The following is a 24760-nucleotide window of genomic DNA, read 5'->3' as shown; positions in this document are numbered from 1 at the left end:
ACAAGAATAAGATATGGTGTATGTAGATAAGCAGATTACGCCGTAGGATCTTAAAGTCCATAAGCATGAAAATATTGCTTGATAATATCAGTCCATAGAGTACTTCGATGCTAGGAATTATCTGGCTGATAATCAGAACGAACGCTATCCAGAAATGAAGGACCAATGAAATAAATCGAACTCGTTTTAATGTCATAACCACTCGATGTATTAATGGTCGTTTGATTTCGCATTAGCTTAGCATGGTGTGAGCCAATATTATCCCAGTGATCCTTATATGTTTCTTATATATTTCTTATGCATTTCTTATGCATTTATTAATTGTGTATATCTCAAGATGCATCAACACCGAGTGTCTGTACTTCTGTAATTGCGGCTTTTATCTTGAGTTCAATAATCAGAAAAATACTATCGTCATTCAAGTTTGATTCAATGATTAGAATATCACTGCTTAGAAAGTCAACGGCATTTTTTACCCCTGATATTTTTTCCATTACTCCTCGGAAGTCTGTGCCCAGTAATTGACTGGCTGATTGCATTGTTTTTAGTGCGCGAATTTGATTGTTTAATGCATTGATTTGGCTTTCGTAATCGTTAACATCAGATTTCCATTTTAAATATAATCCGAGTGCAGTTGCTAAACCGATTAGACCGAAAGGACCTAAAGCGAGAAGATAATAATACTTCTTCTTTGTGGCCTCTTCTTTATCTTTAGCATAGTCTCGTTGCCCCTGTAATTTAAACATCTGTGTTGTTAAGTCAGACTCGATGGTTGCTAGTCGATTAAAATAGCTAAGTATTTGCAATGACGCTGTTTGTATTTGGTTAGTGGTTTCGTTTACGTCGGACTGTAATGTTATCGTTTCGTGTTTAACATTCTCTATTGCAGTCTGTATACTTGGTAACGATTGATTGTTCGCAAGCATGGCATCTATTTCATTTAGCTCGGGAACGGACTTTTTGACAAAGCTAATAATGGTATGTTGTGTGGTTTGAACTGTCGATAGTATCGATGAAATAAGGGTTATTGATTCTGCCTGTATTTTCTGGGCCGCGGATGGCAAGCCAGAAAGGTGTGAAATTTGTTTTTCAGTAGCCTGCAAGTTTGCAATTGCTTGTGATAAATAACCATTCATTTGTGAACCTCCTGTGTTTTATGGTCGCCACAAAACACGTGATCAATAGGAATTTGAATTATTTTATGAAGTATGGGGGAATGTACTTTTATTATTCGGATGAAGTTAGCATGCACCTACACTTGTAGGAACATGCTCAATTATTTATGCCGCGAGCGCTTCTGCAGCCTCAACGATTGCTTCACCTACTGTTTGCCCTGGTTTGGCTACGATAATGGTTACGCCAGCCATCTGTCCTTTTATGGTATCAATATCCTTAAGCACTATTTTTATTATGCCGTTAGTTGCGGTCAACATCATTTCGCGCACGATACCAGTACTTATGATCCCTAATTGTAAATCACTAATCATACTGCCTAGATCACTCGCTAGGGATCCCCAAGCATTTTTCATTTGAGTTGCGGCAGTAACCGCATTGTTAACTTGGTTTACTAGGCTTTGATAACTACTACTAATCCCCGAGGCTAATTTAACCTCTGCTTCAAGCATTGATTCTTCTCTTAATAAGCGGGCTTTTTCATCATTCAGGTTTTTCAATGTGATCGCAGCAGCTACCTCGCCACCTATACCTCCTGTTACCATTCCGATACCACCTACCACTAGCGGAGTGGTGGTTCCTGCCGTGACAAAGTCAGCAACACCGCCAACGACGATCATAAAAACACCGCCAGCAATAGTAAGACCACTCACGGCGATACCTGCAATTGCGCCATCTATTTTTCCTTGGATATTATCTAATTGTTTTTGATCTGACGCTAAGACACCATTATCTCCGTTAACAGCGGTATTAAGATTACCGACAGTTTTTGAAAAAGATTGGGAATCATGACTCAGATCCTTGGTTAATCCTTCCAGTGATGTTTTCACCCCATTTGCATCTTTCTGGTATTCTGCCGCTTTCACTTTGAGTACCGTGAGGAGCTCTACCCATTGCTCTTCTGTTGACCCTTCAGGCAATATTGTTGGAACTGCATTGTGTAGCGTGTAGTAATTATCAATATTGGCTATGTTCTTAATAATATTTGGTTGTATATTGTTTAAATAATTGGCTGCGTGGCCTTGGGCTGTTGCCAGTCCATCATTAATTTGTTTTTCGTAGAGCGCTAAATTTTGATTACCTGAAAAATCGACGCTTGGTTGCTCGTTAACGCTATTCGCATAGGTTTGGATGATAAGGGACTGGGCTGATTGCCCTTTGTTCGCTTTGTCTATATGACTTGCTGCGACACTTGGATTGCTTTTTTCGACACTTGGATTGCTTGTTACGACATTGAGATTAGACATATCAAATTCCTCTAGTAGCCTCGTATAGTGAATGGCTAGAGTTTCCTGAGGCCATTGGAAACTTAACCGTTGATTATCGTTGTGCGATATAAAAACTCTATTTTTCGTGGTGTTAATAACACTACACCCACTAACTATTTGAATGATATATTTATTTTGAATTCACATTAAAATTGGTTTATTAAACTGGATTTAACCGAGTTCCAAGTATTTGTGATCACTTATTCTCGCGCTTAGTGGTGTATAACTCCTCCAACCTCTTGGTTGATATCATTGGTTTTACGGTGCAAGCTAAAATAGTTTACCCAGAAATTGGGGCGAGTAGATATTTGGTTATCAGATGAAATATTTGATAAATAGAGAATGTTCGGTCTGGCAGGTAAATCCTTATAATAAAAAAGTCCTGCAATGAATGCAGGACTTTTTTATCCACTACGAGAATTAGAAATTTAGTATTGTGTCTAATAATTTTAAGAGTTCATTAATTAATTCAAGCATGCTTTTTCCGTTTAAGGCATTACGGCTTATGGGCGAGGATTCTAGCATGTGTCGTTATTCTGCCGCTATTTTTAATTAATTTGGGTTAGGGTGCACGGTTCGTTAAGATAAATTACTATTTTTCTTGTAGTTAATTTAAAAACTAATAGTATCAACGAAGTATGGTTTATCTGTCGCGAAGGTAGCCCCCTTTTTTAAATACATAGGAAGTAAATAATGACTAAATTAGCAGTGATTTTATCTGGATCGGGTGTTTATGATGGCTCAGAAATAAATGAAGCCGTTTTAACTTTATTGTCTATTGAAGAGTCTGGCTCGACTTACCAGTGCTTTGCACCAGATATGGAACAAATGCATGTCGTTAATCACTTAACTGGCGAAGTGATGGTTAATGAAAGTCGTAATGTATTAGTTGAGTCGGCAAGAATTACAAGGGGGGATGTAAAACCTATTACAGAATTAAATGCGATTGATTTTGACGGGTTAATCGTTGTAGGTGGTTTTGGTGCAGCTAAAAATTTAAGTGATTTTGCAATTAAAGGCGCAGAATTTTCAGCAATTAATGAGTTCATTAAAGTTGCCACTGACTTTAAAAACGCACAAAAAGTTGTTGGCTATATGTGTATAGCACCAATGCTACTGACTGCAGTATATGATGATATTACCCTAACGATAGGTAATGATGCTGATACCGCAAAAACACTTGAAGGACTTGGTGCTAAACACGAAGTGAAAGATGTGACCAGTGTTTCTATTGATATTGAGAATCGAGTTGTAACAACGCCAGCTTATATGCTTGCGAATAGTCTTTTAGAGGCAAGAGTAGGGATTAAAAATTTAGTTGATTCTGTTGTGTCGTTAAGTCAGTAATTAAAGTTTCCATTGTGTGATATAGATGGAAATAATTAACGCCGTAATCCTAAACTACGGCGTTAATCTATACCACTACACAATATTCAGTAATAGGGTATCGTTCCCACTCTCATCGTAAGTAACCTTTGTTTGCAATATTGAACTTGAACCCCCTAAGAGGTTAGAAAGCATATAACAGAGTCATATTCGTTTCAGTATCTGTGCTTTCTTTATCGTCGAGAGGGGAATCGTTATAACGCACAATAACGGCAAATTTCATTGCTAATGCGCCAATAATATTTGCTGTAATTGATGTTTCAGAGCGCCCTTCGAAATCTTCGCCATGCTCGACAACAAACATCTGCTTAAACTTAGAGCTTTTAGATATCTTAGTTTCAAAGTTCATTACTCCATGCGCAATCCAGCTGTCTTCAGTATCATAGCCGGCTTCAGCTGCACTCTCACTGTCTAAACGTTTATATTTATAACCAGGACCGACTTCAATATTAAGCTGAGTCTTGCCATTATCAATAAACTTATGGCCGTAACCGGAAGAAGCTGTTGAGGTAGATCTAAAACCGGTGAAGGGGTCTATTTCATGGTTTGCGGTCACAAATATATAGCTTAAATTGGATAATTTATAGTTGCCCTGGATCCGGCCAAAATAACGTTTTCCTGTGACTTCACCTGTATCCTCTTTGTATAAAGCTTCAATTAAATACTGATTTTCCCAGTTATCGAGTTCGTGCTTCATATCTAAACGGCCTTTTATTGAGGTCGTTTCTGTATTACCTGTGGTTAACGTCGCTCCTAGCTCTGCATCTCCACCAAAGACCTTGTTTTCCCCGACGAGACCTGTATTGGCTTGAGCTGAAAAAGGTGCCGCCATTAAAATAGCAGATGCTATCAAAATCTTTTTCATTGTGGTTTTACTCCGAAAGATAAAATCCCTTAAACCTTAGTTTGGTAAGTTTTTAATTATTTGTTTTTAATTATTTGTTTTTAATTTTGTTATCAGCGCTCGTAATCGTAATCGGTGAGATTAGATGGTGTATTTAGACGATAATCAACACAACCAAATATCTTTTCTGCAGTGGATGTACGGCCAATGATCACGGTAGTAATTAGTATTAATACCGATGGTAACAACCAACTTGCATTGGCATTATAAAGCGGCAGATACCGAACAAATAATGCATTAAATTCGAGAGGCATTTTACCCAAAATATTGATCGCATCTAGGGTGCCAAACAGGGTTGCAGTGATTAACATACCGCTGTGGGTAAGGCGTGATACTGTGAATATCGACGCAGTAAAAGAGGCCAATGTTAGTGCGATAGCAATCGGACATAATACTAAAATAGCAGGTAGACTAACTTTTAGGATTTCGTCTAGACCAAAGTTCGCAATAACACCAGTAAGCACGACAATGATTGCTGCTGTGAAACCAAAATGGGCTTTAAAGGTATCTTGGTAATATTCAGCACAGGCATTGGTTAAGCCTACCGTCGTCGTTAAACAGGCCATGATAATAATTGCGGCAAGTAAGTACTGACCATATTGACCAAATGCCTCTGCTACATAGCGCGTTAGAATAACGCTACCATTCATGCCGTGTTCTGCAATCGTGGCTGATGTTGCCCCAACATAGCCCATCACGATATAACAAGCACTCATTAAAACAGCATATATACCTGCAACCTTAATTGAGCTAGATGCAATATCTTGCTGGCTAGTGATCCCTTTTGCTTTGATTGCCTGGATTATAACCCAACCAAAACCCACTGCAGCAATTGCATCCATAGTCATATAGCCTTGAATGAGACCGCTAGTGACAGCGCTATGTTGATAATCGCCATACGGGGTAGTAGGCAGACCTAAAGGATGAATAAATGCGCTGAAACCTAATCCACACAGAAGTAAGATTAAGGCTGGTGTTATTATTTTTCCGATATAGGTAACAATATTGCCTGGCTTGAAGGCAAGTAATAAGGTAATAGCAGAAAAGATGATAGAAAATAGGAGAAGATGGTCGCTTTCTAAAAATGGTTTTATGCCCATCTCATAGGCAACTGTGACCGCTCTTGGCATGCCAAAAGCTGGGCCAATTGCGGTGAATAGTAACACCCAAAAAGTTGCCCCTAACCAGTTAGGTAGCGCTTTGGTTAGGTTACGAATATTACCAATACGCCCTAAAACAATGATAGTAAATGTGGGTAACCCAACGGCCGTGAGTAAAAATCCCCCCATTGCAGAAGATAATGATGTGCCAGCATTAAGTCCCATCGCTGGTGGAAAGATCAAGTTACCAGCACCGAGAAAGAGTGCGAAGGTCATAAGACCGATGACGAAAATGTCTTGAGTTTTCAAACGTTATACCTGCAAATTTTTGACGTTCTAGATAACCATCGGCAGTGTTTACACAATGGGCTATACGTCTGTGATTGAGTTTGATTCCGCAGATTTGCTGAAAAGAAGATATGTAATTTGATCGTATCCCCCGTCAGCTAGGCTGACGGAAGTTTACCCGCCAGCCTAGTAAATAATCACTAGGATAATAGCGGTAATAATTCGTTTTAGTTGTTTTATAGCCATAGTCGACGAGTCGGCCCAGCCATGTGTTACTTGGGTCGATGCTAAGTTTTTTTTAATTGTATGTTCAAACAAGTCTGAGTACATAACTTAACAACTTCTAATATGCTATCGAATTAATGTTATAACATATACAGAAAACGTAGAGTTGTATATAAGCTTTCATCATAATTTTGTTAAACGCCGTAATCCAAAGGACGACGGCGTTAATTTATACCATTACACAATATTCAGTAACAGATTATTTACCTTGGCTGAATAACCAGAGGTGCAAAGGTCGCCCTTGCATTACCTCCTGAACCATAGTGGTTTGTGTATGTTTCACCTTCTTGTAAGGTGTAATACGCATCCACAAAATCATCGTCATTAGTAAACCAAGCATCAGGTAACGCTTTGATTATTCCGTTAGTAATCGTGGCTATAATAGCAAAGCCTTGTACTTCAGGATCTGGGATCGATTTTAAAATTGTCTCGGCAGCAGATACAAGCAGTGTCGCAAGCTCTTTGTAATTAGTACCGTCATCATGCTCCATCAATATAATATCAGCTGCAGCCCAACGATAGCGCTCCCAATGAATGACGACTTGATTTGGGTAGTATTCTTTCTCTGCATAATCAAGATAAGGCATTTCAATGATATCAAGCACTGGCTCATCGCGGGTTGGGTTAACGCCATTCACTATCGCGTATACCTCAGCAGCACCTGATATCCAAGGTTCCTGATCGTCCTGTAAGCTTATCTGCTTAATTAAGGTCGTCGATATCGGCTTATCTCCAGATTTAGACGCGCTTCGCAGAGGATAGGCCGACTTGAGTTGTTTTTCTGAATTTGTGTTTTGAGCTAAGATCTCGCGCATTACCGCTAGCCCTTCACGTATCGTTTGTTGTTTATCTAATTCAACCACGAAAACTGGTCTGTCTGGCAGCTGATACACATCTAGCAGCTGAATATCACCATTTAGATCATAGGCTTCAATATTAGCCCAGTCTTTATCATTTCCTTCTGGCTCGAAGGCAAATAATGGTGATACGCCTTGCCGCCAGTCGCTCAGCATACTTGCATCTGCGAGACGAAATTGAACCAAGTTAGGATTATCACTGCCCTTAAAAGCAGATTTATTCAGCGCTTTATTCGATAAACCTTTTGCCGAACGAATTGCTTGCTCACTTTTATGTAATGCCTGAGTTGCAACCCCACTAGATTGCAATACTTGCTCCGCATTGACCGTTAAATTATATCGATTGATGTCAGATTGTAGAGTCGGCAAGACTTGAGTGTATTGTCGACTCAGCTCCAATGCTATTTCACGTTTAGCACTAGTAACACTGATACCGTAGTCTGGTCGCTTCTGAACTATTTGCTTTGTATCGCCAAGTTTTGCTGCAGAAACAAAAGAGGAATTAATTAAAGTGAAAGGCGCTACTATGATCAGCATCGCTAAAGTCATTTTTTTCATACAATGTCCTTATTAATTGTTACTCATTTAAACTACTTTTGAGTTCATCGCGAATCGTATTGATAACGATTATCACTGTCAAAGACTTTGTTTCAACTATGTTGATCTAGATTGTTTTTTCTGTATTTTGGACTTTTTAGTGTGATTAAAGTCTGTATTCACTTATGAGTACCTCTGGTTTGTATCCTTATATTTATACGCACTTTATAAATATAATTCCATAGCAAAAAATAAATGCCGAATAATAAATAGCGTTCATCTTATAGGCGGAAATATGAATAAAAACATTATTATTTGTTTAGATTATTCATGGAGCAAACCAGGCGCTAAGTTGGTATAGATTTACCAAGGACACAACCTGAACGATTGGGTTTAGGCGTATCAAAACGCTGTTATTGCAATTCATTGTGCATACAAATACTTACAAACTAATGATGGAGTTGCCCTCATTTAATCATTAAAATCGCCTACCTCAAAAATATGGGTGCATCGCTGCCCGTGTTAGAAAATACCAAAAGAGTTAATTATGTTGAAGAGAATTCTCGTTACTTTATGTGCTTTATCCCTTGTTGCTTGTGGCGGCGGTGGAGGTGGTGGAGGTACGATGACTGAATCCAAGAAATCGGAAAATCCAGAAGCAATAAATGTGTCATTCCAAAATTTAAACGGGGATGTGATTGAGCTTGGTGATGAATTGAAGGGAGCGTACACATTTTTTTCTGCAAGTATGCCTGTTGAAAAAGACGCATCGGATATATTTTGGGAGATAGGCGGTAACTTCGTGCATAGAGGTGAGCGCTACCGTATTCCAATGGATAGCAATTATGTCGGCCTTGAAATACGTTTTTGCGTTAACCCGATCAACCAAGGGGATCGTTTAAAAGGCAATAAGACCTGTTCAACACCATTACTTATCGATAGTAAATATGTACCAATGACGCCTAGAGTCTCAATTCCTAATGCAGTAACCAATAATACAGTTGGAGCGCCGCTTAATGTGTGGGTGTTTGATAGTAGTGATTATTCAACGTCGATTCAGTGGTACCGCAATGACAAACCTATTTTAGGCATAACGCAAAAGGAATACCTATTAACGAGAGATGATGAAGGTCAGGTAATTTCAGTTTGCGTGTTCGATAAAAAAACAAAAATTAAGTTAGCTTGCTCAAGTAAAACTAATACTATCCAACCTCAGTCTGGTGAGCAACCAGACGTTGATTTGACGCCGCTACCTCGTGATATTGAAGTAGGACAAAACTTATATTTAAATTATGATTTTTCAGACCGTGATGGTGATAAAGAAGATACCAGTAAAGTATCGTTTAGTTGGTATCAAAACGGAACTCGCATTGCCGCTACTCGCTCGTTAACGCTTAAAGAAAGCATGGTCGGAATTAAGATCAAGGGTTGTGTGACAGCGTATGCTCAAACTGGGTGGCCTAAAAACAGCGCTCAAACGTGTACACCTGAGGAAACTGTTTGGGCAGTGAAAGACTCAAAGCCACGTGCAATGGATGTGGCTATAGAGGGGCTGCGTTTTGGTGGTCATACCCTATCTGGTCAATACAAATATTTTGATTTAAATAATGATCCTCAAACCAGTAGTCAGTATGAATGGAGCATTATTAAAAATAGCATTGATACCCTTGTTAGCCGAGATCAGAATTACACTCTGGCAATGAGCGATGAAGGTAAAGATAATCAAATTCGCTTCTGTGTTACTCCTGTAAATGCAAAAGAGCAGGGGGACACTGAGTGTGTTACTCAAGATATAGCCTGGTTTGAAGGGCATGGTGAATTTAAAGAAGGCGGTATTATTACGCCTGAATTAGTTGGTTATCCTGATTTTTCACTCTCATATTGGAAATCAGCTTCAACAATGGTTCCGATGATTATTGCATTAGATTTTACAGATAATAAAGTGAAACCCTTGGCTGTGGATGACGCGAGTCCTAGTTTTAATAATTTCTATCCAATATCGCTGTGCGTTTCTGTTGATGAGGAAATTGAAAATAAAGATGATATTTGTCGAGAAATGACGGTGAATGATAAGCTAAAAGGTGGGATGGTTTTTGATTTGAAAGATACTCGTCGTGTAGGCATGAATTACAAGCGTGAAGTTTATGCTAGGGTAGCAGGTAAAGATTATCGCATTCGCCGTCCGTATACATGGACAGAGTTTAAGGAATTGAATTTAGGCAGCGAACCTGGATTCGATTCTGCTGAACCAAGTATTCTCCGAGAAGGACTTGGTACGGTAGAAGGCGTTAAAATGACGCCGATACAAGCTAACGATTTTTGTTTACGTACTTATGGTGCTCCAGGGCTGATTAGCTCCGATATTAATTTTAGTGACGGTACTATACCTGGGGGTAAACATCATTGGCCTCTTTACCTAACGATTCAAGGGTATGTTACAAAAGAGTCTGATGGAATATATGTTGTTGATTCGAATAAGTACATCCCCGCGGACATGAATAGAAAATATGCTTTTACATGCTTGACGTTGTAGATTAGTCTTTATTAAAATCGTTGCCTACTCTATCTTTTCACTCTTGTAGGCAACGTGTTGTGGCTAAGTCAAACGAGCCACAAGTTCACGTATCGTTGGTCGTATGTATTATGCTGTTGCTATCGAGCCATTGCTGGTTTGGGGTATAATTGTGTAACCAATTTGGGAACTCAGTGGCTGGCATAGGTCGGGCAATGCCATAACCCTGCGCCGCATAACATCCCATTTTTAGCAACATCAAACCGTGTTCCGTTGTTTCAACACCTTCTGCAATAACTTCGCGATTAAAGGAATCTGCTAGCGCCAGCACGCCATTAATAATGGCATAATCATCAGGGTCGTCGAGCATGTTTTTGACAAAATTCTGGTCGATTTTGATCGTATTAGCAGGCAAGTTTTTTAGGTGAGTCAGTGAGGAATAACCCGTACCAAAATCATCCAGAGCGATATTAACGCCTAATATATCCTGACAGGTATTGAGAATGTTACGGATTGTATTGAGGTCCCCCAGTGCGCTGCTTTCCAATATTTCTAATTGTAAATATTTGGAGTTTAAATTGGGGTGGCTTGCTAACGCATTTTCAAGTTGAGTCAAGAATGTGGATGAGAGCAAGTGATAGGACGCGATATTGACACTCACCTCAATAAAAATACGTTGTTTTTGCCATGCCACAATTTGTTTTAATGCTTCATTAATAACCCAATCTCCGATCCGGTTCTCTAATTTAGACCCTTCAATGATCGGTAAAAATTCAAGCGGTGGGATCAATCCTTTCTCAGGATGCAACCATCGAATTAACGCTTCAACACCAAATACTTCTCCGGTATTCATATTGATTTTGGGTTGGTAATACAAAACAAGTTCATTATTTGAGAAGGCTTGCTGTATCTCATCAAGTTGCAGGTGTTTTTGAATGGTCAGTTGATCGTGCTCGGGATTAAACAGATGGAAGCGATTTTTTCCGGCTAACTTTGCTTGATACATCGAATAGTCAGCGTGACGTAATAAAGTATCCAAATCGGCATCATCACTTGGATATAGCGTGACTCCAATCGAGACACTGATATTAAAAGTATGTCCAGCGATGATATAAGGGAGGGCAAGAAAATAATTAATCCGTTGCAGTATCTCGTTACAGTGATCAGATGATTCTATATCACCCAGCAGCAAGACAAATTCATCACCTCCCTGGCGTGACGCGGTATCTTCATCTCTGATATTGGTTTTGAGACGTTGGGCGACGGCGATGAGTAATTGATCGCCTATGTCATGGCCATAGCTATCATTGACGGGTTTGAAATTGTCCAAATCGAGAAAACAAACACCGAGCATAGTGTCAGTTTGTTTACTGTGGATGATGCTAGACCTAAAACGGTCAGCAAGCAGTGAGCGGTTAGGTAACTTGGTGAGCATGTCATAATGCGCCATCAATTCCAGCTTTTGTTGCTGTTGCTTAATCTCGGTTATATCAGAAAATAAACCCACGTAGTGTAACGTCTCATCATCATCATTCGTGAGGGAAGAAATAGACAGTCGCGCCGCAAAGAGTTCGCCGTTTTTCTTTTTATTCCAGACTTCACCATACCAGTGGCCTTGCTCAATGAGGTTATGCCACATTTCAATAAAGAAAGCAGGACTTTGCTTGTCAGAAGACAGGATATTCGGGGTTTGACCTAATACTTCGTGGCGGCTGTAACCAGTGGTTCGAGTGAAAGCTGGGTTGATATCAATAATTTTACCCGTCGAATCAGTAATCATCAGCCCTTCATTGGTATCGCTAAATACACGGGAAGAAAGCCTGATCTTTTTATCCGACAGATTTCGTTCAATCGCGATCACACTGAGCTGAACTGCGAATTCGAGCAGTTTGAAATCGTGTTCTGTTGGCGTACTTGGCTTACGTTGGTAAATTGCAAAGGTACCAAGCAGTTGGTTGTTTGACCCGATAATCGGTTCAGACCAACAAGCGGCTAGTTGAGCGTTGGCTGCTAACGCTTTAAAATCAGCCCAATAGGGATGAGTTTGGATATCCTCTACAATCACTCTTTTTTTGGTGAATGCTGCAGTACCACAACTGCCGACGCTATCTCCTATTTCAATGCCATTAACGGCTTCACTGTAATCATCTGGAATGCGGGACGATGAAAATCCAGCATTAAGATGCGTACCTTGTGCATTTGCCAGTAGCACAGAACACAGTGTTCCCGTTTGCTCTTGTTCGATAAAATTAACGATATGTTCCAAAATGATGTTTAATGGTTCGCCTTTTAATAATTTTTCTAACACGGCACTGCGTGCATTATCACGTAGCTCTATGTGTTTTCGCTGCGATATATTGGTATGAACGCCTGTGCATCTGATCGGTTTTTGATGTGTATTCCTCTCTGTAAACTCACCGAAGGTGTGGATCCATAACCAGTTTCCATCTTTGTTTTTTCTTCGGTATTCAAGTTCAAATGGAATGCCGGTTACTAAGGCTTTTTGATATCGATTGGACGCAGATTGAAGATCATCAGGATGAATTTTTTCTCGCCATTGCGCCAAGGTCGATTGAATATTGGCTGGCGTGTACTCTGACAGTTGTTCGTATTGGCCGCCAAATAAAATTTCACCGCTCTGTACGTTTAGCTCAAACCAAACTTGACCTGCTGACGTTAGCGCCAAGTTTAAGCGTTGTAAATTATCGCCCAATTCTTTAGTACGTGCCGCGACAATATTTTTAAGCGACGCTTGGCTATGCTTTATACGCATGATTAATATGGCGAAAAAGGTGGTTAAAATCGTAAATATCACGCCGAACAGAGACATTACGACAATCGACGTGAAGTGAACCCAGCCATTGATGGGGGAGACTTTTAACATCCAAGTTACGTTGGCAATGTTGATACTATTTGCGACAGGATTCGCTAATAGTGGTTCTGGTGAGTGCGATAAAATTTGAATTTTTTCGGTGTCTGGATGTATATGAGATAACTGATATGCGAACCCAGCCTCTACCAGTGCTGGTAGGTCTGCAATTTCAAATACGTCTGGAAAGTGCATTAAAACAGTCACGAAACCCCAAAAATACGCTTCACCGTTTGGGCGGTCTAAATAGATAGGTAACCGTCCAACGGCTCCATCCCCTCCTTGGATTAAATTAGAAGGTCCAGCTAGGGTCAATTTACCGCTATCTCTGGCAGCAAAAGCCTCTTTATTCCGACTCGGGGAGCTGAGTAAGTTATACCCAATCGCTTGTTCATTCCCTGTTAACGGCGCGATATATTGGATAATACCATCAGGAGCAAGTTGGAGTGCCGCGATGCCAGGATAGAAAGGCAATATTTCAGTTGCGAACCGAGTAAAGTCAGCTTCATCAACATGTTTATTTTGGATCAAGGCTGCAAGTGGGAATGTGGCAGATAATACCTGATTGATATGACCCTCAATGATACTGGCATAACTGCTCGATAAGTTTTGAGCGGATAAGCGTTGTTGCTGATGTTTGTAACTATGAATTGCGTAAATCGTAATAATAGATAGCGCGATTGAGACGGCAAAGATAAGTTGTATGATTAGTGATGTTTTTATTTCTTTCCACATTTTATTATTTAAGGCGCGCAACGCCAGTCCTTGCTCTATGGTTACAGAAAATTATGCTCCTATTCTTTCCCTTTCTACACGGATATTGTCAGTTTTAATTGCGTTTCTTGTCTAATTTTATCGGAGACCGTTTGTTATTAATACCATGATGACGCTGAGGATTGTAGAGGTATTCAATATCATTAAAGATATTTGAGTTGAAACTTTTGGTTTTAAACTGTTTTATGTCGTTTGTTTAACGGCTTAGGGTTTGAATTCATTCTGTTTACCATTGATAGAGTATGAGAGTAATGTTAAGTGAATTCACACTATTGATTGAGTTTCAAATGATTGTAATAGGATCTAGGTTGTAAAATTCTTGAAGGTTGTGTGACTAATGTCACTTACAATCTAAATCTAGCGATGCTTTATGTAATGATATGAAAATAAAGTATATTCCAGACTGTTATTTAATAATTAATTATTATTATAAATAAATATTTGAAAAAATATAATTCGATTATATAAAATAGTTGTCAAGGGAGGCGTTTCACTGAAAGCCCCCTTTACAGCACTTTTACTTATTTTGTATTGCTTCTTTTGGAGGATATATTATGAACACAATCGATTTAACCCCTCTTTACCGCAGCACTATTGGTTTTGACCGATTAGCACCTTTGTTTAGTCGCGTATTGGGTGCTGATAATACTGTACCAACTTATCCACCTTACAATATTGAGATTCTCGACGAAAATAAATATGCGATTACAGTCGCAGCTGCTGGATTTTCTGAGAGCGAACTCGATATCAATGTAGAAAAAGGTCTCCTTACTATTTCCGGAAATAAAGTAGATAAAGAGGAACATAAATACCTTTATCAAGGCATTGCTAATAAGGCATTTAAACGTAAGTTTGATCTTACTGATTACGTAGAAGTAACAAGTGCCAATCTTGAGCACGGGTTATTAACTATTCACTTGGTTAAAGAAATTCCTGAGGCTATGAAACCTAAACATATTGCCATAAACCAAGAAGAAAAAGTAATAGAACATCAATCTGAGGAAAATGTGAAAATTAAAGCTGAAAAAACGGTTTAATTTAGCATAAGGGCTACGTAGTGGCCCTTTTTCCCCTCGTTTTTACCTTGATAAGGGAACTGATAATGAACGTAAAATTTTTTGCTAGCTTATTAATTATTTTTTGTGGCCTTTTCACACAAGTAACTGTCGCAGCACTCCCGAATGTTGATGCCAATGGCTCGGCACTACCTTCGTTAGCACCTATGTTAAAAAAGATTAACCCAGCAGTGGTAAATATTTCAACGTTTTCAACGCAACAAGACAGCTACAATCCATTATTAAATGATCCTTTTTTTAAACGGTTTTTTAATATACCTAAGCAAAATAAGTACCAAGCGCAACCAAAAAAGCGTCAACAAAGTGCGGGTTCTGGTGTGATTGTAGATGCTAAAAATGGCACCGTGATGACTAATTATCATGTTATTAAAGGTGCTGATGACGTACAGGTATCTTTGATCGATGGCCGGAGTTTTCACGCGAAGGTGGTTGGTTCCGATCCTGATTTAGATATTGCAATTCTATCTATTAAATCGGATAACCTTGTAGAGGTTAATATTAGTGATTCAAGAGAGCTCGAAGTCGGAGATTTTGTTGCGGCTATAGGAAATCCGTTTGGTTTAGGTCAGACAGTAACAACGGGGGTTGTAAGTGCACTTGGTCGAAGTGGCTTAGGTATCGAGGGCTATGAAAATTTCATTCAAACTGATGCGTCAATAAATCCAGGTAATTCTGGTGGTGCTTTGGTTAATTTAGCTGGTGAACTTGTGGGCATTAATACCGCAATTATTGCGCCTGCTGGTGGTAACATAGGTATAGGATTCGCGATTCCTGTCAATATGGCCAAGGTGAGTATGGAACAGATATTAGCGCATGGTGAAGTTAAACGAGGTGAAATTGGTATTGGTATTCAAGATCTTACCGAGGACTTACGTGACGTATTTGAATTAAGAAATGGACAATCAGGTGTATTGCTCACCAATGTCATAGAAGACTCACCAGCTTACGACGCGGGGTTAAAATCTGGAGATGTGATATTAGCTGTTGATGGTGATAATACTAAATCGACTGCTCAATTACGTAGTCAAATTGGCATGAAAATTATTGGGGATAGAGTAAAGCTAACTATATTGCGTGATGGCGTTCAAAAAGAGATCAAGGTAAAAGTTGGTAAACCTAGTTCGATGTTAGCAAGTAATGTTATATCACATCGTTTATTAGCTGGCGCACAATTTGAAAATAACTCGAGTGGCAAAGGTGTTTTGGTCAATAGCGTATTGCTTGGCTCACCTGCTGCCTACAGTGGTCTGCGTCCAAATGATATTATTGTTGGAGCAAATAAGCGTAAAGTTTACGACATTGAATCTTTTCAAAAATCACTAAAGCTAAGCGATTCATCAATGCTATTACAGATAAAAAGAAATGGTGTGTCGCTGTTTATTGTACTCCGTTGATAAATAACCAAAAGCGCCTATTTACGGCGCTTTTTTACAATAACATCGGATATAATAAATGCTGTGTGATAATTATTTAGTCTCTTGTTATACAGGCTCTGGCCCTAAACGTAGACGCGCTTCATAGTCGTCGTAATAATCGTTCTCTGCTAATAAAACAGTTAGCCTGTCTAAAGTGAAATCCTGATTGCTTATGCCATTTTCTAAGCGTTGTAAGCAATGACCAATGGCAGTTTGCTCGTCTTGCTCTAAATATTCACGGCAAAAATACAGTGGCGGCAGGCCATAAGCAAATGAGGTTAATTGGGCAATGTGCATCGCATCGAGTTGCTGCGTTAATTGTGCGAGTGAAATATTAGCAGTTGATTGATTTTCTTGACAGGTATTAGACATTGAAAGCGCTCGTATAAGAAAGACCTAAACAGTCTACAGTAAATCTATTTATTACTGTAGCGTATCTGTCGGTTTAGTCTGTTCGAGGCCTTTTCTACATAAGTTCATTGGGTAATACTCGCTATACTGCTTACCCTAAGCACATTCTTTTTCTTCTGGTGTTGGAATTAACACATAAATCATCGAGACAAGGATAAATGTTGCAAAAGTATACGCTTTTATTTGACCATTCCATTGATTTGCCCACGTCGAAAACCATTCACCACCGTTAACTGCAAAGCCTAGGTACCAGAGTGAAATGGCCACTGAACCACCAAATAAGAAGCATGCTTGACCCTGTGAAAATTCTGCTTTATTGATATTTTTGGCCATTACGATGCCTCCGATCAAACCAAAGATACCAGCCAATAGCTCAGCAATAATAATAACGACATAGCTGATGAGGTGAAAGGTTGGATTCGTTACAGTGCGATATTCAACGGCATTGGCGTCAAACATCGAATCCATCATCAAAGCATGCTGCACAAATTGATAATTAGCGTTGAAATCAAGCATATTATCGATACCGACAAGCAGGCATAAAAGACTAATAGACATACTAATAATTACTTTAGAAATTCGGTGAACGAGGGCGAGATTCATCATGGTATTAAACTCCTATAGGTCGTGGCGGTGAAATGAATTTATATTTCATACTATGCTTAATCGGTATTCTAACGATAATAATTAGTAAAATAGCCCTATTCACCAAAAGACAGCATTTACGGTGCGGTGCAAACCATGAGTATGTCACTGGGCGAACACAAGACTGCACTAAACAAATGGTGAGGAACCTGCAAACAGGTTCTCGTAGTGCAATTTCAACCATGGACATTTGTGCTGAAACCAGCGCTAGCACAGTGACGAAGTCACAACATGCATCCGAGGCCTTGGCTCAAATTGTGACTGCGCTAGAAACCATTTCATCAATGAGCCATGAAATCGCGACCGCAGCAGCAGAGCAAAGAGTGGTGGGCGAAGATATTGCGATGCAGGTGAATATGATTGAAGAAAGTAGCTGTAAACTATCAAGTACTGTTTCTAGTGGTGAGTAAAGCGCGGAAATATTAGTGAAACTAACGGATGATTTAGCCAGTTGGTTGAATAAATTCCAAGTGAAATAAGAAACTGGTTAAATGAGAGGGGCATAAAAACGATTATGCCCAATGGTTGTAACTTATTGCTTATCCAACATCTATCATTTGAAATCCATTAGTGATGTTATTCTTACTCATAACATAACAATAGGCTACCCCTACACTACGCTCAAGCAGCCCACCAGTTTTTATACCATAGCACACCTCTTGAAGGTTAAACGTTGGTATATTGTAATCGATATTGAGATCAAACGAGGCGGATATCACTCCGCTTAATGGACTAAGATCAAAACCGTAAACGTAATCCACCGTAGTTCCACCAACATCCTCAGGGGGATTACGGTTAAATCCGAACCACATGCCACCACTGACACCAGCATGCAAACCTATACCAGCGCCAACTTCAATAATCCATCGGCATTCAGTGAAATCCATTGCCAACGCTAATCCATAGCTGACCCCTATAACTTCGCCAACAACCTGTGATACATCTATCTCTCCTCCCAACAGGAATGTGGCGTATTGTCTTTTTCTGTAGACGTCAATAACACCTTTCAGCGGGTTCAGTAACTCGATAAGCCTAGCAAGGTCACCACCAAGTAGGGGTTCAAGCCCTTCCTCGCCGGCCATCATTCTTGCCTTTGTAGTTAAGACATCAGTAAGTACCGCATCAGCCCCATTTGCCATTAATTCGGGCAACTTTGACATGGCAAGTTGGTCCAATTCAGCATCTGATGGTTCTCTCCGAGCCATTACCTCCTCATGAGTTAATTTGCGCTGCTCACTAGCAATGTCTTTTGCCATTGTGAGCGCTTTCTCTAGATGGGGAGCAACGCTAAATTTTAATTCATATTCAGCTGAAAATGTTTCAAATATCGCCATACTCCAAGCATGTTCAGGGTTGATAGTCACAGTACCAAGGTCATCATCAGAAGTGATCATATCTTCATTAATAAGACGAATCTCAGCTTGATCTACAAATATCATTTCGTAATCTAATGTGGTGTGTAATCCAGTATTTAAACTGCCTTCATGAAATTTAGTCCACGGACCGTTATCGAGTCTAGATTCGAGTCTGTAATTGTCGTAACCCACATAATTATCGGTGTGGATACATCTTAACTCTGTAAGGTGAACTTGATTTACTATAGGCATTTATTAATCCAAATTGTAGTTAAAGTGGGGATGATAGGTGTTACCATTGTGTTAACACCTTGTTATCACTATATTACATGGGAAGGAGTGAATGCAACCGATACTATATAAAATGGGATAGACTCGTTTAACTGAAGAAGGCTTTAATTATTTAGATGCTGGTGGTCGTGTGACTCTTACTTCAGCCTTGTTGCACTTGTTATCGACCAACAGGTGCGGCTTATTCTACCGCGCCTCATAAATTCGATGATCCCTTAAGCGAAACTGCTGTGGTGTTAGGCCAAAGCGGTCTTTAAATGCTTTTATATAAGAGGAGTCATTGTGATAGCCCACCTGATGCGCCACGTTTTGTATTGAAAGTCCTGACTCTAGCAGAGGCAGTGACTGGATCAGGCGTAAATGTTGTCGCCACAAAGCAAACGAGGTATTGAACTCTTTAGCAAATATGCGAGAAAGCGTTCGTTCAGATGCTCCAACTATTTCCCCCCATTTTGATAATGTTAAATCGAGATCTGGTTTTTCAGTCAATGCCTCAAAGATCATCTTTATTCTTCGGTCTTTTGGAACTAATAATTTAAATTTGAAAGATTCACTTGTATGGATTTGGTCATACAGCACCTCAATTAAACGTAACGTATTACCATGAGATGTAGTAGTCCGCTCTGCTTGGTATTGCAGTTTAATCATTAATATCAATTCTTTGAGAAAAGGCGTCATCGAAACCTGCTTAAGTCGCTGCTCATTATTTATCTTTTCACGCTGACTATATTCTGGGTTGATATACAGACCAATAAACGTGGTATTGGTTATGGCAATTGATTCATGGCAGACACCAGCTGGAATAAAGATCGCAGTGGTATGGGGGACAAGGAACTGACATTGATCCGTTTCTGTTTGTATTAATCCTTGGATTGGAAATATAAGCTGGTGCCAGGTGTGATGATGTAGCTTGTCAACAAAGCCCTTATGCATTTCGATTGTTTTGACCAGCGCGAGGGCCTGATGATTTTGTTCTATTAACGTGTTCGCAGATAGTACTTGTCGGTTTGGCATGGTTATGTGTCTCAGTGGCCTTATCCAGTCATCATGGGGTGAGTGTAACATAAAGCCAATATTCAGAATCATTATAGAGGAAATATGAGAATTCATTTTATTGAACATGAATCTTACGAAGGGCCGGGGTATTTCATTGAGTGGGCACATCTAAATAACTATCAAGTCAGCTTCACTCGCGTTTACTTAAGTGAAGCATTAGTTTATGAAGATGAAGCATTTGATCTTCTTGTTATATTGGGCGGGCCGCAGAACCCTCGCACCCGCAAAGAGGAGTGTCCGCACTTTGATAGTCTTGGCGAGCAAGCATTCATTAAACAGGCAATCGCGAATAACAAAGCCGTTATTGGAGTTTGCTTGGGGGCGCAGTTAATTGGTGAAGCCTTAGGCGCTGCGTACCAAACAAGCCCTGAGCAAGAGATTGGTTACTTTCCTATTGTGATGACAGAGCATGGGCACATCGATTCCAAATTAGCAGAGTTTGATTTAGCAGAGGTTGTGGGTCATTGGCATAATGACATGCCGGGATTGACAAGTGACAGTGTGGTATTGGCGGTAAGTAAAGGATGTCCACGACAAATCGTGCGGTATTCAACGTTAGTTTATGGCTTTCAGTGTCACCTTGAGTTTATAAGTGAGCAGTTGCCTCCTTTGATTGAGCATGATCAGTTAGCATTTAATTCTGACTCAAGAGGTCAGTATATTCAAGATCCGAGTTCGATCCTTAAACATTCGACAGCACGCATGAATCAATTATTGGGTGGTTTTTTGGATAAATTAGTGCAGGCTTATCGTGATGGTTGATAACTGTTATTACGACACCATATCCGAGCCAGAATAGATAGCTTGCCCCGAGTAGTCTAATTACCTCAAATATAAATTCTGATTGCGTTGCCACAAACTTCTGCAAATTGTAGCGAGAGAACTCGACGAAATTACCGCTGTTCTGATAATCGGGGCACTAAGTAGTGCCCTGATTATGATTTACTTAAGTCGTATTTGTGATAAAGCCTTAAATAGCGCTTGTTTGTCTGCATCAGTCAAATAACGAGAATCTAGCGTGACTTTAAATGTTTCCCAGTCTTGTGCTGTAAATTTACCGCCTTCATTTAAATATAAAGCCAGTTTTGTATTGATTTCTTTCCCCAGTTTGATCAGTGCTGGTCTAATGACCGTTTTTAGATCTCGAGGTGTGTTGCTGGTGGTTTGACTTAATAAATCAGCGCGGTATCTATATTGAATGGCTTTTGCCGCCGAGATTTGGGTTTGGAAAAAACCAACCACGCTTTGTTTATCTAAGCCTACTTTTTCTGCTGATTTACTCGCTTTATCGATGACCACTTTCTCGCGTTCAATGTCTTCAATAGGTTTATTGTTATTTGCTTTATATAAGGCAACATCTTCCATGTAGCTCAATCGTTGATTTAGGGTTGAGAACAGTTCTGATGGTGTTGGTGTTGCGAATGCGCTGAATGAAAGTAGCGTGATCGCTATTAGTGTAAATCCTTTTAGCATTTAAGCCTCTTAATTGATTGATATTATGGGCATTCTAAGTCTGATTAAAATAAATGCAAGCTTATGTTTGTTTTACAGGGATGGCAATTCAATCTGGTTATCTCGTTGGGAGAATCATAGTATTTTATTTTTAACGGTATATGCGATTGTCGCAGCTCTTTAATTAAGCTCCCTTCTTGTTATATTTATGCTTATATTAATGTAATGTGAATACTTCCTCTATGGTCTACTCAAATTGTGGTATTAATTGTTTTATAATTACACTGTTATCATTATGTGCTTATTAAATATCATATAAATGCAATTTAAACATTGCGTTGTTTGCTTTATTAGAGAGATAATCTGAAGAAGGTTAATTGTTGATTTAATGTCGTTTAATTGATTCTACATAGATTATGTTTATTTCATTTTAACCACTTGAGTTATGGCTATAAAGGTTCTGCCATTTTCGCTGAATCAAAGAATATAGGTATTATATGCTAGACATTGTAATCATTGAGGATGATCTTCAGTTACGAGAAATGTTGTGTTATTTTCTTTCTGAAATAGAAGGTTATGATATCGACTGCCTTGATACTGGTGATGGTGCTGTAGAATTCATAATTGAAAAAAAACCCAAACTCGTACTCCTAGATATACAGCTTCCACATACTTCAGGATTAAGCGTACTCAAAGCGTTAAAAGATCTGGAATTTGAAGCGCCAATAGTAATGATGACCGCCAACGATACAGAGTTAACAGAGACAAACTCTCTACTTTTAGGGGCAAATGATTACGTCACTAAGCCGATCAGAACGAAAGTGTTAAGTGAAAGAATTAAGCGTCAACTAGACCTATACTTGGTTGAAAAGCAAGTTGACGAACAACAAGAAGAAAATTTAAGCCGTGATCAGTTTTATCTAAGTGCCCTGCATTCGAGTGTGTTTTACAATCAAATTCAGATTAAACTGATTCCCTCGGAATATGAATTATTAGAAATATTGTCAGATGCGGAACAGCCTATATCTGTCGCTGTATTATTCGAAAAAATTCATGGTTTTAGTTATCACGAAGAAGACCGTTCTATATATATGCGTATCTCTTCGTTGAGAAAGAAATTTGCTATACAACTACCGGGTATTGAGTTGATAAAAAATCGACGTTCAAAAGGTTTCTTTCTTTCTTACCCTATGATAAAGCGATGAAAACATTCATTACCCAAGTCTTTACCTCCGTGATATTGGGCTATATTGTCAGTTCAATTATTTCTGATATTTTCATCAACCCTCAAAAGGAAGCGCTTGAAGACCAGCTAAACCTTAATCGTGTCGAAATGGTGATAGAGGGTTTGGAAAACCATGACAACCATACTCATACCGATGCGGCTGTCTGGCAGTTTCAATGTAATATAGACTCTAATTACGCTGCAGATTTACCTTTGGACAACTTGCATTCGATTACAAGCAGTCATGATGATGTTAAGTTTATTCGAGCGACGTTTGATAGTGAAGCCTACGCGAATGCGCCTGTGGTAAAGGAACTAAAAACCATTGAATTAATAGATGATGCAATTCAAATTTTATGCACCTTGATGATTTTGTTGATATCGCTTCGAGCGTGGAGTAATGGGATCATGTCTCTTCACTTCTTATCCGAGAGCTATTCTGAGGGGAAGTTTAAGACCCGAGTGGAAGAAACTGGGCCTGAGTCGATTCGGAGTTTGATACGAAATCAACACAAGATGGCGAGTGCGATTGATGAACTGATTATTAAACAAAAAATGCTTTATGCAACACTACCACACGATATAAGAACCCCCTTAGCCGCTATTCAGCTAACCAGCGATATACTGGTGTCGAATAAAGGTAACAATGAATTTCTTTTAGAGCGTTTGGGTACGCAAGTCTGTAGCCTAAATACGCTGTGTGAAAGCAGTCTCCACCTCTTTAAACTGTTGAACAAAGAAGTGGTGTTGTGCCAAGAGAAAATCAATTTGGTTGATGTTTTGGAATCAACAATTTCAACGCTGGGAGGACATAAAAACTTCGAGTTAGTTAACTGTTCTAAAACAATCCAAAGTGATGCCAAGCTGCTTAAAATTCTATTTTTAAATATCTTATCTAATGCCGAACGTTATGCAAATGAAACGATTCTAATTTCACTTACATCCTACCCTAATGTGGATGTTGTGAAAATTAAGGACGATGGTAAGGGCTTTACAGAAAAAACAATATCAGCCGTTAATAACGGGGATATTGCTAATATTTTAAGTAAAGATGGATTTGGCATAGGCTTGGTTTTAATATTTGAATTAACGAAGCTGTTGAACGGGCAGGTCTTTCTTCATAATAATAGCGATGGTGGACAGGTTACACTGGTAATGAGCCACTAAACGGTTATCTCTCTGAATAATACGATCTCCCCCCTTTTTTTATAAATTAGGGGGAGATATCTTCGCGTAATACTCTATTTTTAACTCATGAATGCTTCAAATCGGTCAGATATTTAATTGTTTCTGATAGCTCAGCAATAGACTTATGTGGGCGCATATTTACTTGGTATGTACCATTTACAATGATGCTTGGAATTTGCATGATTGTGGCTTGTGCAGTCAATTTTTCTGAACGAGCCAGCTGTGTATTAACTTTCGCTTGCTGTTCTTCTGTTAGTTGACTGATAGGGTTAAGTTGGTAACGAGTAAACAGGTTCGCTACCGAGCTACCTTTAATTGGTGCTGATGCTTGAACAATTAAAAAGAGTTCGCGGATAAAATTCTCTGGAAGATTTTTATTTTGAACTGTCGCAGAGTAATACAGTGTTGCTGCGGATCGCGTTACATCATCAAATACGACATGTGTTTTATATATATGCTGCTGGCTCTGCTTACTGATATTAGGCAGCATCATACTTAACTTCCAACAAGGCCGACAAGTTAAAGAAAAAAACTTTTCAACGCCAAGGCTTTCTTCATAAAAATCATTTTTGATTTTATCGTAATGCTTACCTTTAATCGCTTCTGCATAAGCAATCGTATTCTGAGACAGTAGTAATGCGATGAACATTGATTTTAGTATTAAATAAACCCGTTTCATTATTTCTCCTAGCG

Annotated in this window: 20 protein-coding genes; 8 read left to right on the top strand and 12 right to left on the bottom strand. The window is 39.2% G+C overall.

The features are described 5' to 3' along the window. Window positions 1-332: 332 nt before the first annotated feature. Window positions 333-1136 carry a hypothetical protein gene (locus HWV02_RS18035; RefSeq protein ID WP_211677062.1) on the bottom strand — a complete coding sequence of 268 codons (804 nt, stop codon included), beginning with the start codon at window positions 1134-1136 and terminating at the stop codon, window positions 333-335. 144 nt (window positions 1137-1280) lie between these two features. Continuing rightward, window positions 1281-2420 (bottom strand): HBL/NHE enterotoxin family protein, encoded by a 1140-nt coding sequence (locus tag HWV02_RS18030; RefSeq protein ID WP_211689065.1) that lies wholly within the window; start codon window positions 2418-2420, stop codon window positions 1281-1283. A gap of 714 nt (window positions 2421-3134) precedes the next feature. Here HWV02_RS18030 and elbB point away from each other — a divergent pair. Then, window positions 3135-3788 carry an isoprenoid biosynthesis glyoxalase ElbB gene (gene elbB, locus HWV02_RS18025; protein WP_211689063.1) on the top strand — a complete coding sequence of 218 codons (654 nt, stop codon included), beginning with the start codon at window positions 3135-3137 and terminating at the stop codon, window positions 3786-3788. 163 nt (window positions 3789-3951) lie between these two features. On the opposite strand, the gene HWV02_RS18020 is transcribed toward elbB, so the two are convergent. The 3 genes from HWV02_RS18020 to HWV02_RS18010 all read right to left on the bottom strand — a co-directional run bounded on the left by HWV02_RS18020 (window position 3952) and on the right by HWV02_RS18010 (window position 7819). Continuing rightward, window positions 3952-4692 carry a YdiY family protein gene (locus HWV02_RS18020; protein ID WP_211689061.1) on the bottom strand — a complete coding sequence of 247 codons (741 nt, stop codon included), beginning with the start codon at window positions 4690-4692 and terminating at the stop codon, window positions 3952-3954. 92 nt (window positions 4693-4784) lie between these two features. Next, window positions 4785-6140 (bottom strand): branched-chain amino acid transport system II carrier protein, encoded by a 1356-nt coding sequence (gene brnQ / locus HWV02_RS18015; protein ID WP_211689059.1) that lies wholly within the window; start codon window positions 6138-6140, stop codon window positions 4785-4787. A gap of 467 nt (window positions 6141-6607) precedes the next feature. Further along, window positions 6608-7819, bottom strand: coding sequence for a DUF3103 family protein (locus tag HWV02_RS18010; RefSeq protein ID WP_211689057.1), 1212 nt, complete (start codon window positions 7817-7819; stop codon window positions 6608-6610). A 526-nt stretch (window positions 7820-8345) separates the two neighbouring features. On the opposite strand from HWV02_RS18010, the gene HWV02_RS18005 reads away from it, so the two are divergent. Next, window positions 8346-10331 carry a hypothetical protein gene (locus tag HWV02_RS18005; RefSeq protein WP_211689055.1) on the top strand — a complete coding sequence of 662 codons (1986 nt, stop codon included), beginning with the start codon at window positions 8346-8348 and terminating at the stop codon, window positions 10329-10331. Window positions 10332-10416: 85 nt separating this feature from the next. Here HWV02_RS18005 and HWV02_RS18000 read toward each other — a convergent pair whose 3' ends face one another. Then, window positions 10417-13935, bottom strand: a complete 3519-nt coding sequence (locus HWV02_RS18000) for an EAL domain-containing protein (protein ID WP_255550535.1) — start codon at window positions 13933-13935, stop codon at window positions 10417-10419. 572 nt (window positions 13936-14507) lie between these two features. On the opposite strand from HWV02_RS18000, the gene HWV02_RS17995 reads away from it, so the two are divergent. Both HWV02_RS17995 and HWV02_RS17990 read left to right on the top strand, forming a co-directional pair. Continuing rightward, a complete protein-coding gene (locus HWV02_RS17995) occupies window positions 14508-14990 on the top strand; it encodes an Hsp20 family protein (RefSeq protein WP_211677055.1) in 483 nt (160 codons plus the stop codon). A 65-nt stretch (window positions 14991-15055) separates the two neighbouring features. Beyond that, the gene (locus HWV02_RS17990; protein WP_211689053.1) at window positions 15056-16423 is read left to right on the top strand and encodes a Do family serine endopeptidase; all 1368 of its coding nucleotides are present in this window, start codon (window positions 15056-15058) and stop codon (window positions 16421-16423) included. Window positions 16424-16510: 87 nt separating this feature from the next. Here HWV02_RS17990 and HWV02_RS17985 read toward each other — a convergent pair whose 3' ends face one another. Both HWV02_RS17985 and HWV02_RS17980 read right to left on the bottom strand, forming a co-directional pair. Further along, complete coding sequence (locus tag HWV02_RS17985; RefSeq protein ID WP_211677053.1) at window positions 16511-16816, bottom strand: hypothetical protein; 306 nt, start codon at window positions 16814-16816, stop codon at window positions 16511-16513. 135 nt (window positions 16817-16951) lie between these two features. Further along, window positions 16952-17461, bottom strand: coding sequence for a DUF2165 domain-containing protein (locus HWV02_RS17980; protein ID WP_211689051.1), 510 nt, complete (start codon window positions 17459-17461; stop codon window positions 16952-16954). A 32-nt stretch (window positions 17462-17493) separates the two neighbouring features. On the opposite strand from HWV02_RS17980, the gene HWV02_RS17975 reads away from it, so the two are divergent. After that, window positions 17494-17910, top strand: coding sequence for a methyl-accepting chemotaxis protein (locus tag HWV02_RS17975; protein WP_255550534.1), 417 nt, complete (start codon window positions 17494-17496; stop codon window positions 17908-17910). A gap of 129 nt (window positions 17911-18039) precedes the next feature. Here HWV02_RS17975 and HWV02_RS17970 read toward each other — a convergent pair whose 3' ends face one another. Both HWV02_RS17970 and HWV02_RS17965 read right to left on the bottom strand, forming a co-directional pair. Then, a complete protein-coding gene (locus HWV02_RS17970; RefSeq protein WP_211689050.1) occupies window positions 18040-19107 on the bottom strand; it encodes a hypothetical protein in 1068 nt (355 codons plus the stop codon). A gap of 225 nt (window positions 19108-19332) precedes the next feature. Next, window positions 19333-20160 (bottom strand): helix-turn-helix domain-containing protein, encoded by an 828-nt coding sequence (locus HWV02_RS17965; RefSeq protein WP_211689048.1) that lies wholly within the window; start codon window positions 20158-20160, stop codon window positions 19333-19335. A gap of 84 nt (window positions 20161-20244) precedes the next feature. On the opposite strand from HWV02_RS17965, the gene HWV02_RS17960 reads away from it, so the two are divergent. After that, a complete protein-coding gene (locus HWV02_RS17960; RefSeq protein WP_211689046.1) occupies window positions 20245-20964 on the top strand; it encodes a glutamine amidotransferase in 720 nt (239 codons plus the stop codon). A 180-nt stretch (window positions 20965-21144) separates the two neighbouring features. On the opposite strand, the gene HWV02_RS17955 is transcribed toward HWV02_RS17960, so the two are convergent. Then, a complete protein-coding gene (locus HWV02_RS17955; RefSeq protein WP_211689044.1) occupies window positions 21145-21675 on the bottom strand; it encodes a chorismate mutase in 531 nt (176 codons plus the stop codon). Between the two features lie 476 nt (window positions 21676-22151). On the opposite strand from HWV02_RS17955, the gene HWV02_RS17950 reads away from it, so the two are divergent. Then, a complete protein-coding gene (locus HWV02_RS17950; RefSeq protein ID WP_211689042.1) occupies window positions 22152-22859 on the top strand; it encodes a response regulator transcription factor in 708 nt (235 codons plus the stop codon). Continuing rightward, a complete protein-coding gene (locus tag HWV02_RS17945; RefSeq protein ID WP_211689040.1) occupies window positions 22856-24046 on the top strand; it encodes a sensor histidine kinase KdpD in 1191 nt (396 codons plus the stop codon). The genes HWV02_RS17950 and HWV02_RS17945 overlap by 4 nt, the downstream gene beginning before the upstream one ends. A gap of 85 nt (window positions 24047-24131) precedes the next feature. On the opposite strand, the gene HWV02_RS17940 is transcribed toward HWV02_RS17945, so the two are convergent. Continuing rightward, on the bottom strand, window positions 24132-24746 hold the full coding sequence (locus HWV02_RS17940; RefSeq protein WP_255546901.1) for a hypothetical protein: 615 nt from the start codon (window positions 24744-24746) through the stop codon (window positions 24132-24134). Between the last annotated feature and the right edge of the window lie 14 nt (window positions 24747-24760).

Origin of the sequence: Moritella sp. 28, assembly GCF_018219435.1 — a bacterium.
Taxonomy (GTDB): Bacteria; Pseudomonadota; Gammaproteobacteria; order Enterobacterales; family Moritellaceae; genus Moritella.
This window is presented reverse-complemented; position numbering and strand designations above follow the sequence as displayed.

Bases quoted from the DNA above. Each gene is read 5' to 3' on its own strand.
- HWV02_RS17990 (WP_211689053.1), top strand. From the start codon at position 15,056: ATGAACGTAAAATTTTTTGCTAGCTTATTAATTATTTTTTGTGGCCTT.
- HWV02_RS17985 (WP_211677053.1), bottom strand. From the start codon at position 16,816: ATGTCTAATACCTGTCAAGAAAATCAATCAACTGCTAATATTTCACTC.
- HWV02_RS17945 (WP_211689040.1), top strand. From the start codon at position 22,856: ATGAAAACATTCATTACCCAAGTCTTTACCTCCGTGATATTGGGCTAT.
- HWV02_RS18010 (WP_211689057.1), bottom strand. From the start codon at position 7,819: ATGAAAAAAATGACTTTAGCGATGCTGATCATAGTAGCGCCTTTCACT.
- HWV02_RS17970 (WP_211689050.1), bottom strand. From the start codon at position 19,107: ATGCCTATAGTAAATCAAGTTCACCTTACAGAGTTAAGATGTATCCAC.
- HWV02_RS17980 (WP_211689051.1), bottom strand. From the start codon at position 17,461: ATGATGAATCTCGCCCTCGTTCACCGAATTTCTAAAGTAATTATTAGT.
- HWV02_RS17960 (WP_211689046.1), top strand. From the start codon at position 20,245: ATGAGAATTCATTTTATTGAACATGAATCTTACGAAGGGCCGGGGTAT.
- HWV02_RS17955 (WP_211689044.1), bottom strand. From the start codon at position 21,675: ATGCTAAAAGGATTTACACTAATAGCGATCACGCTACTTTCATTCAGC.
- HWV02_RS17995 (WP_211677055.1), top strand. From the start codon at position 14,508: ATGAACACAATCGATTTAACCCCTCTTTACCGCAGCACTATTGGTTTT.
- HWV02_RS18005 (WP_211689055.1), top strand. From the start codon at position 8,346: ATGTTGAAGAGAATTCTCGTTACTTTATGTGCTTTATCCCTTGTTGCT.
- HWV02_RS17965 (WP_211689048.1), bottom strand. From the start codon at position 20,160: ATGCCAAACCGACAAGTACTATCTGCGAACACGTTAATAGAACAAAAT.
- elbB (WP_211689063.1), top strand. From the start codon at position 3,135: ATGACTAAATTAGCAGTGATTTTATCTGGATCGGGTGTTTATGATGGC.
- HWV02_RS17950 (WP_211689042.1), top strand. From the start codon at position 22,152: ATGCTAGACATTGTAATCATTGAGGATGATCTTCAGTTACGAGAAATG.
- HWV02_RS18020 (WP_211689061.1), bottom strand. From the start codon at position 4,692: ATGAAAAAGATTTTGATAGCATCTGCTATTTTAATGGCGGCACCTTTT.
- HWV02_RS18030 (WP_211689065.1), bottom strand. From the start codon at position 2,420: ATGTCTAATCTCAATGTCGTAACAAGCAATCCAAGTGTCGAAAAAAGC.
- HWV02_RS18035 (WP_211677062.1), bottom strand. From the start codon at position 1,136: ATGAATGGTTATTTATCACAAGCAATTGCAAACTTGCAGGCTACTGAA.
- HWV02_RS17975 (WP_255550534.1), top strand. From the start codon at position 17,494: ATGAATTTATATTTCATACTATGCTTAATCGGTATTCTAACGATAATA.
- HWV02_RS17940 (WP_255546901.1), bottom strand. From the start codon at position 24,746: ATGAAACGGGTTTATTTAATACTAAAATCAATGTTCATCGCATTACTA.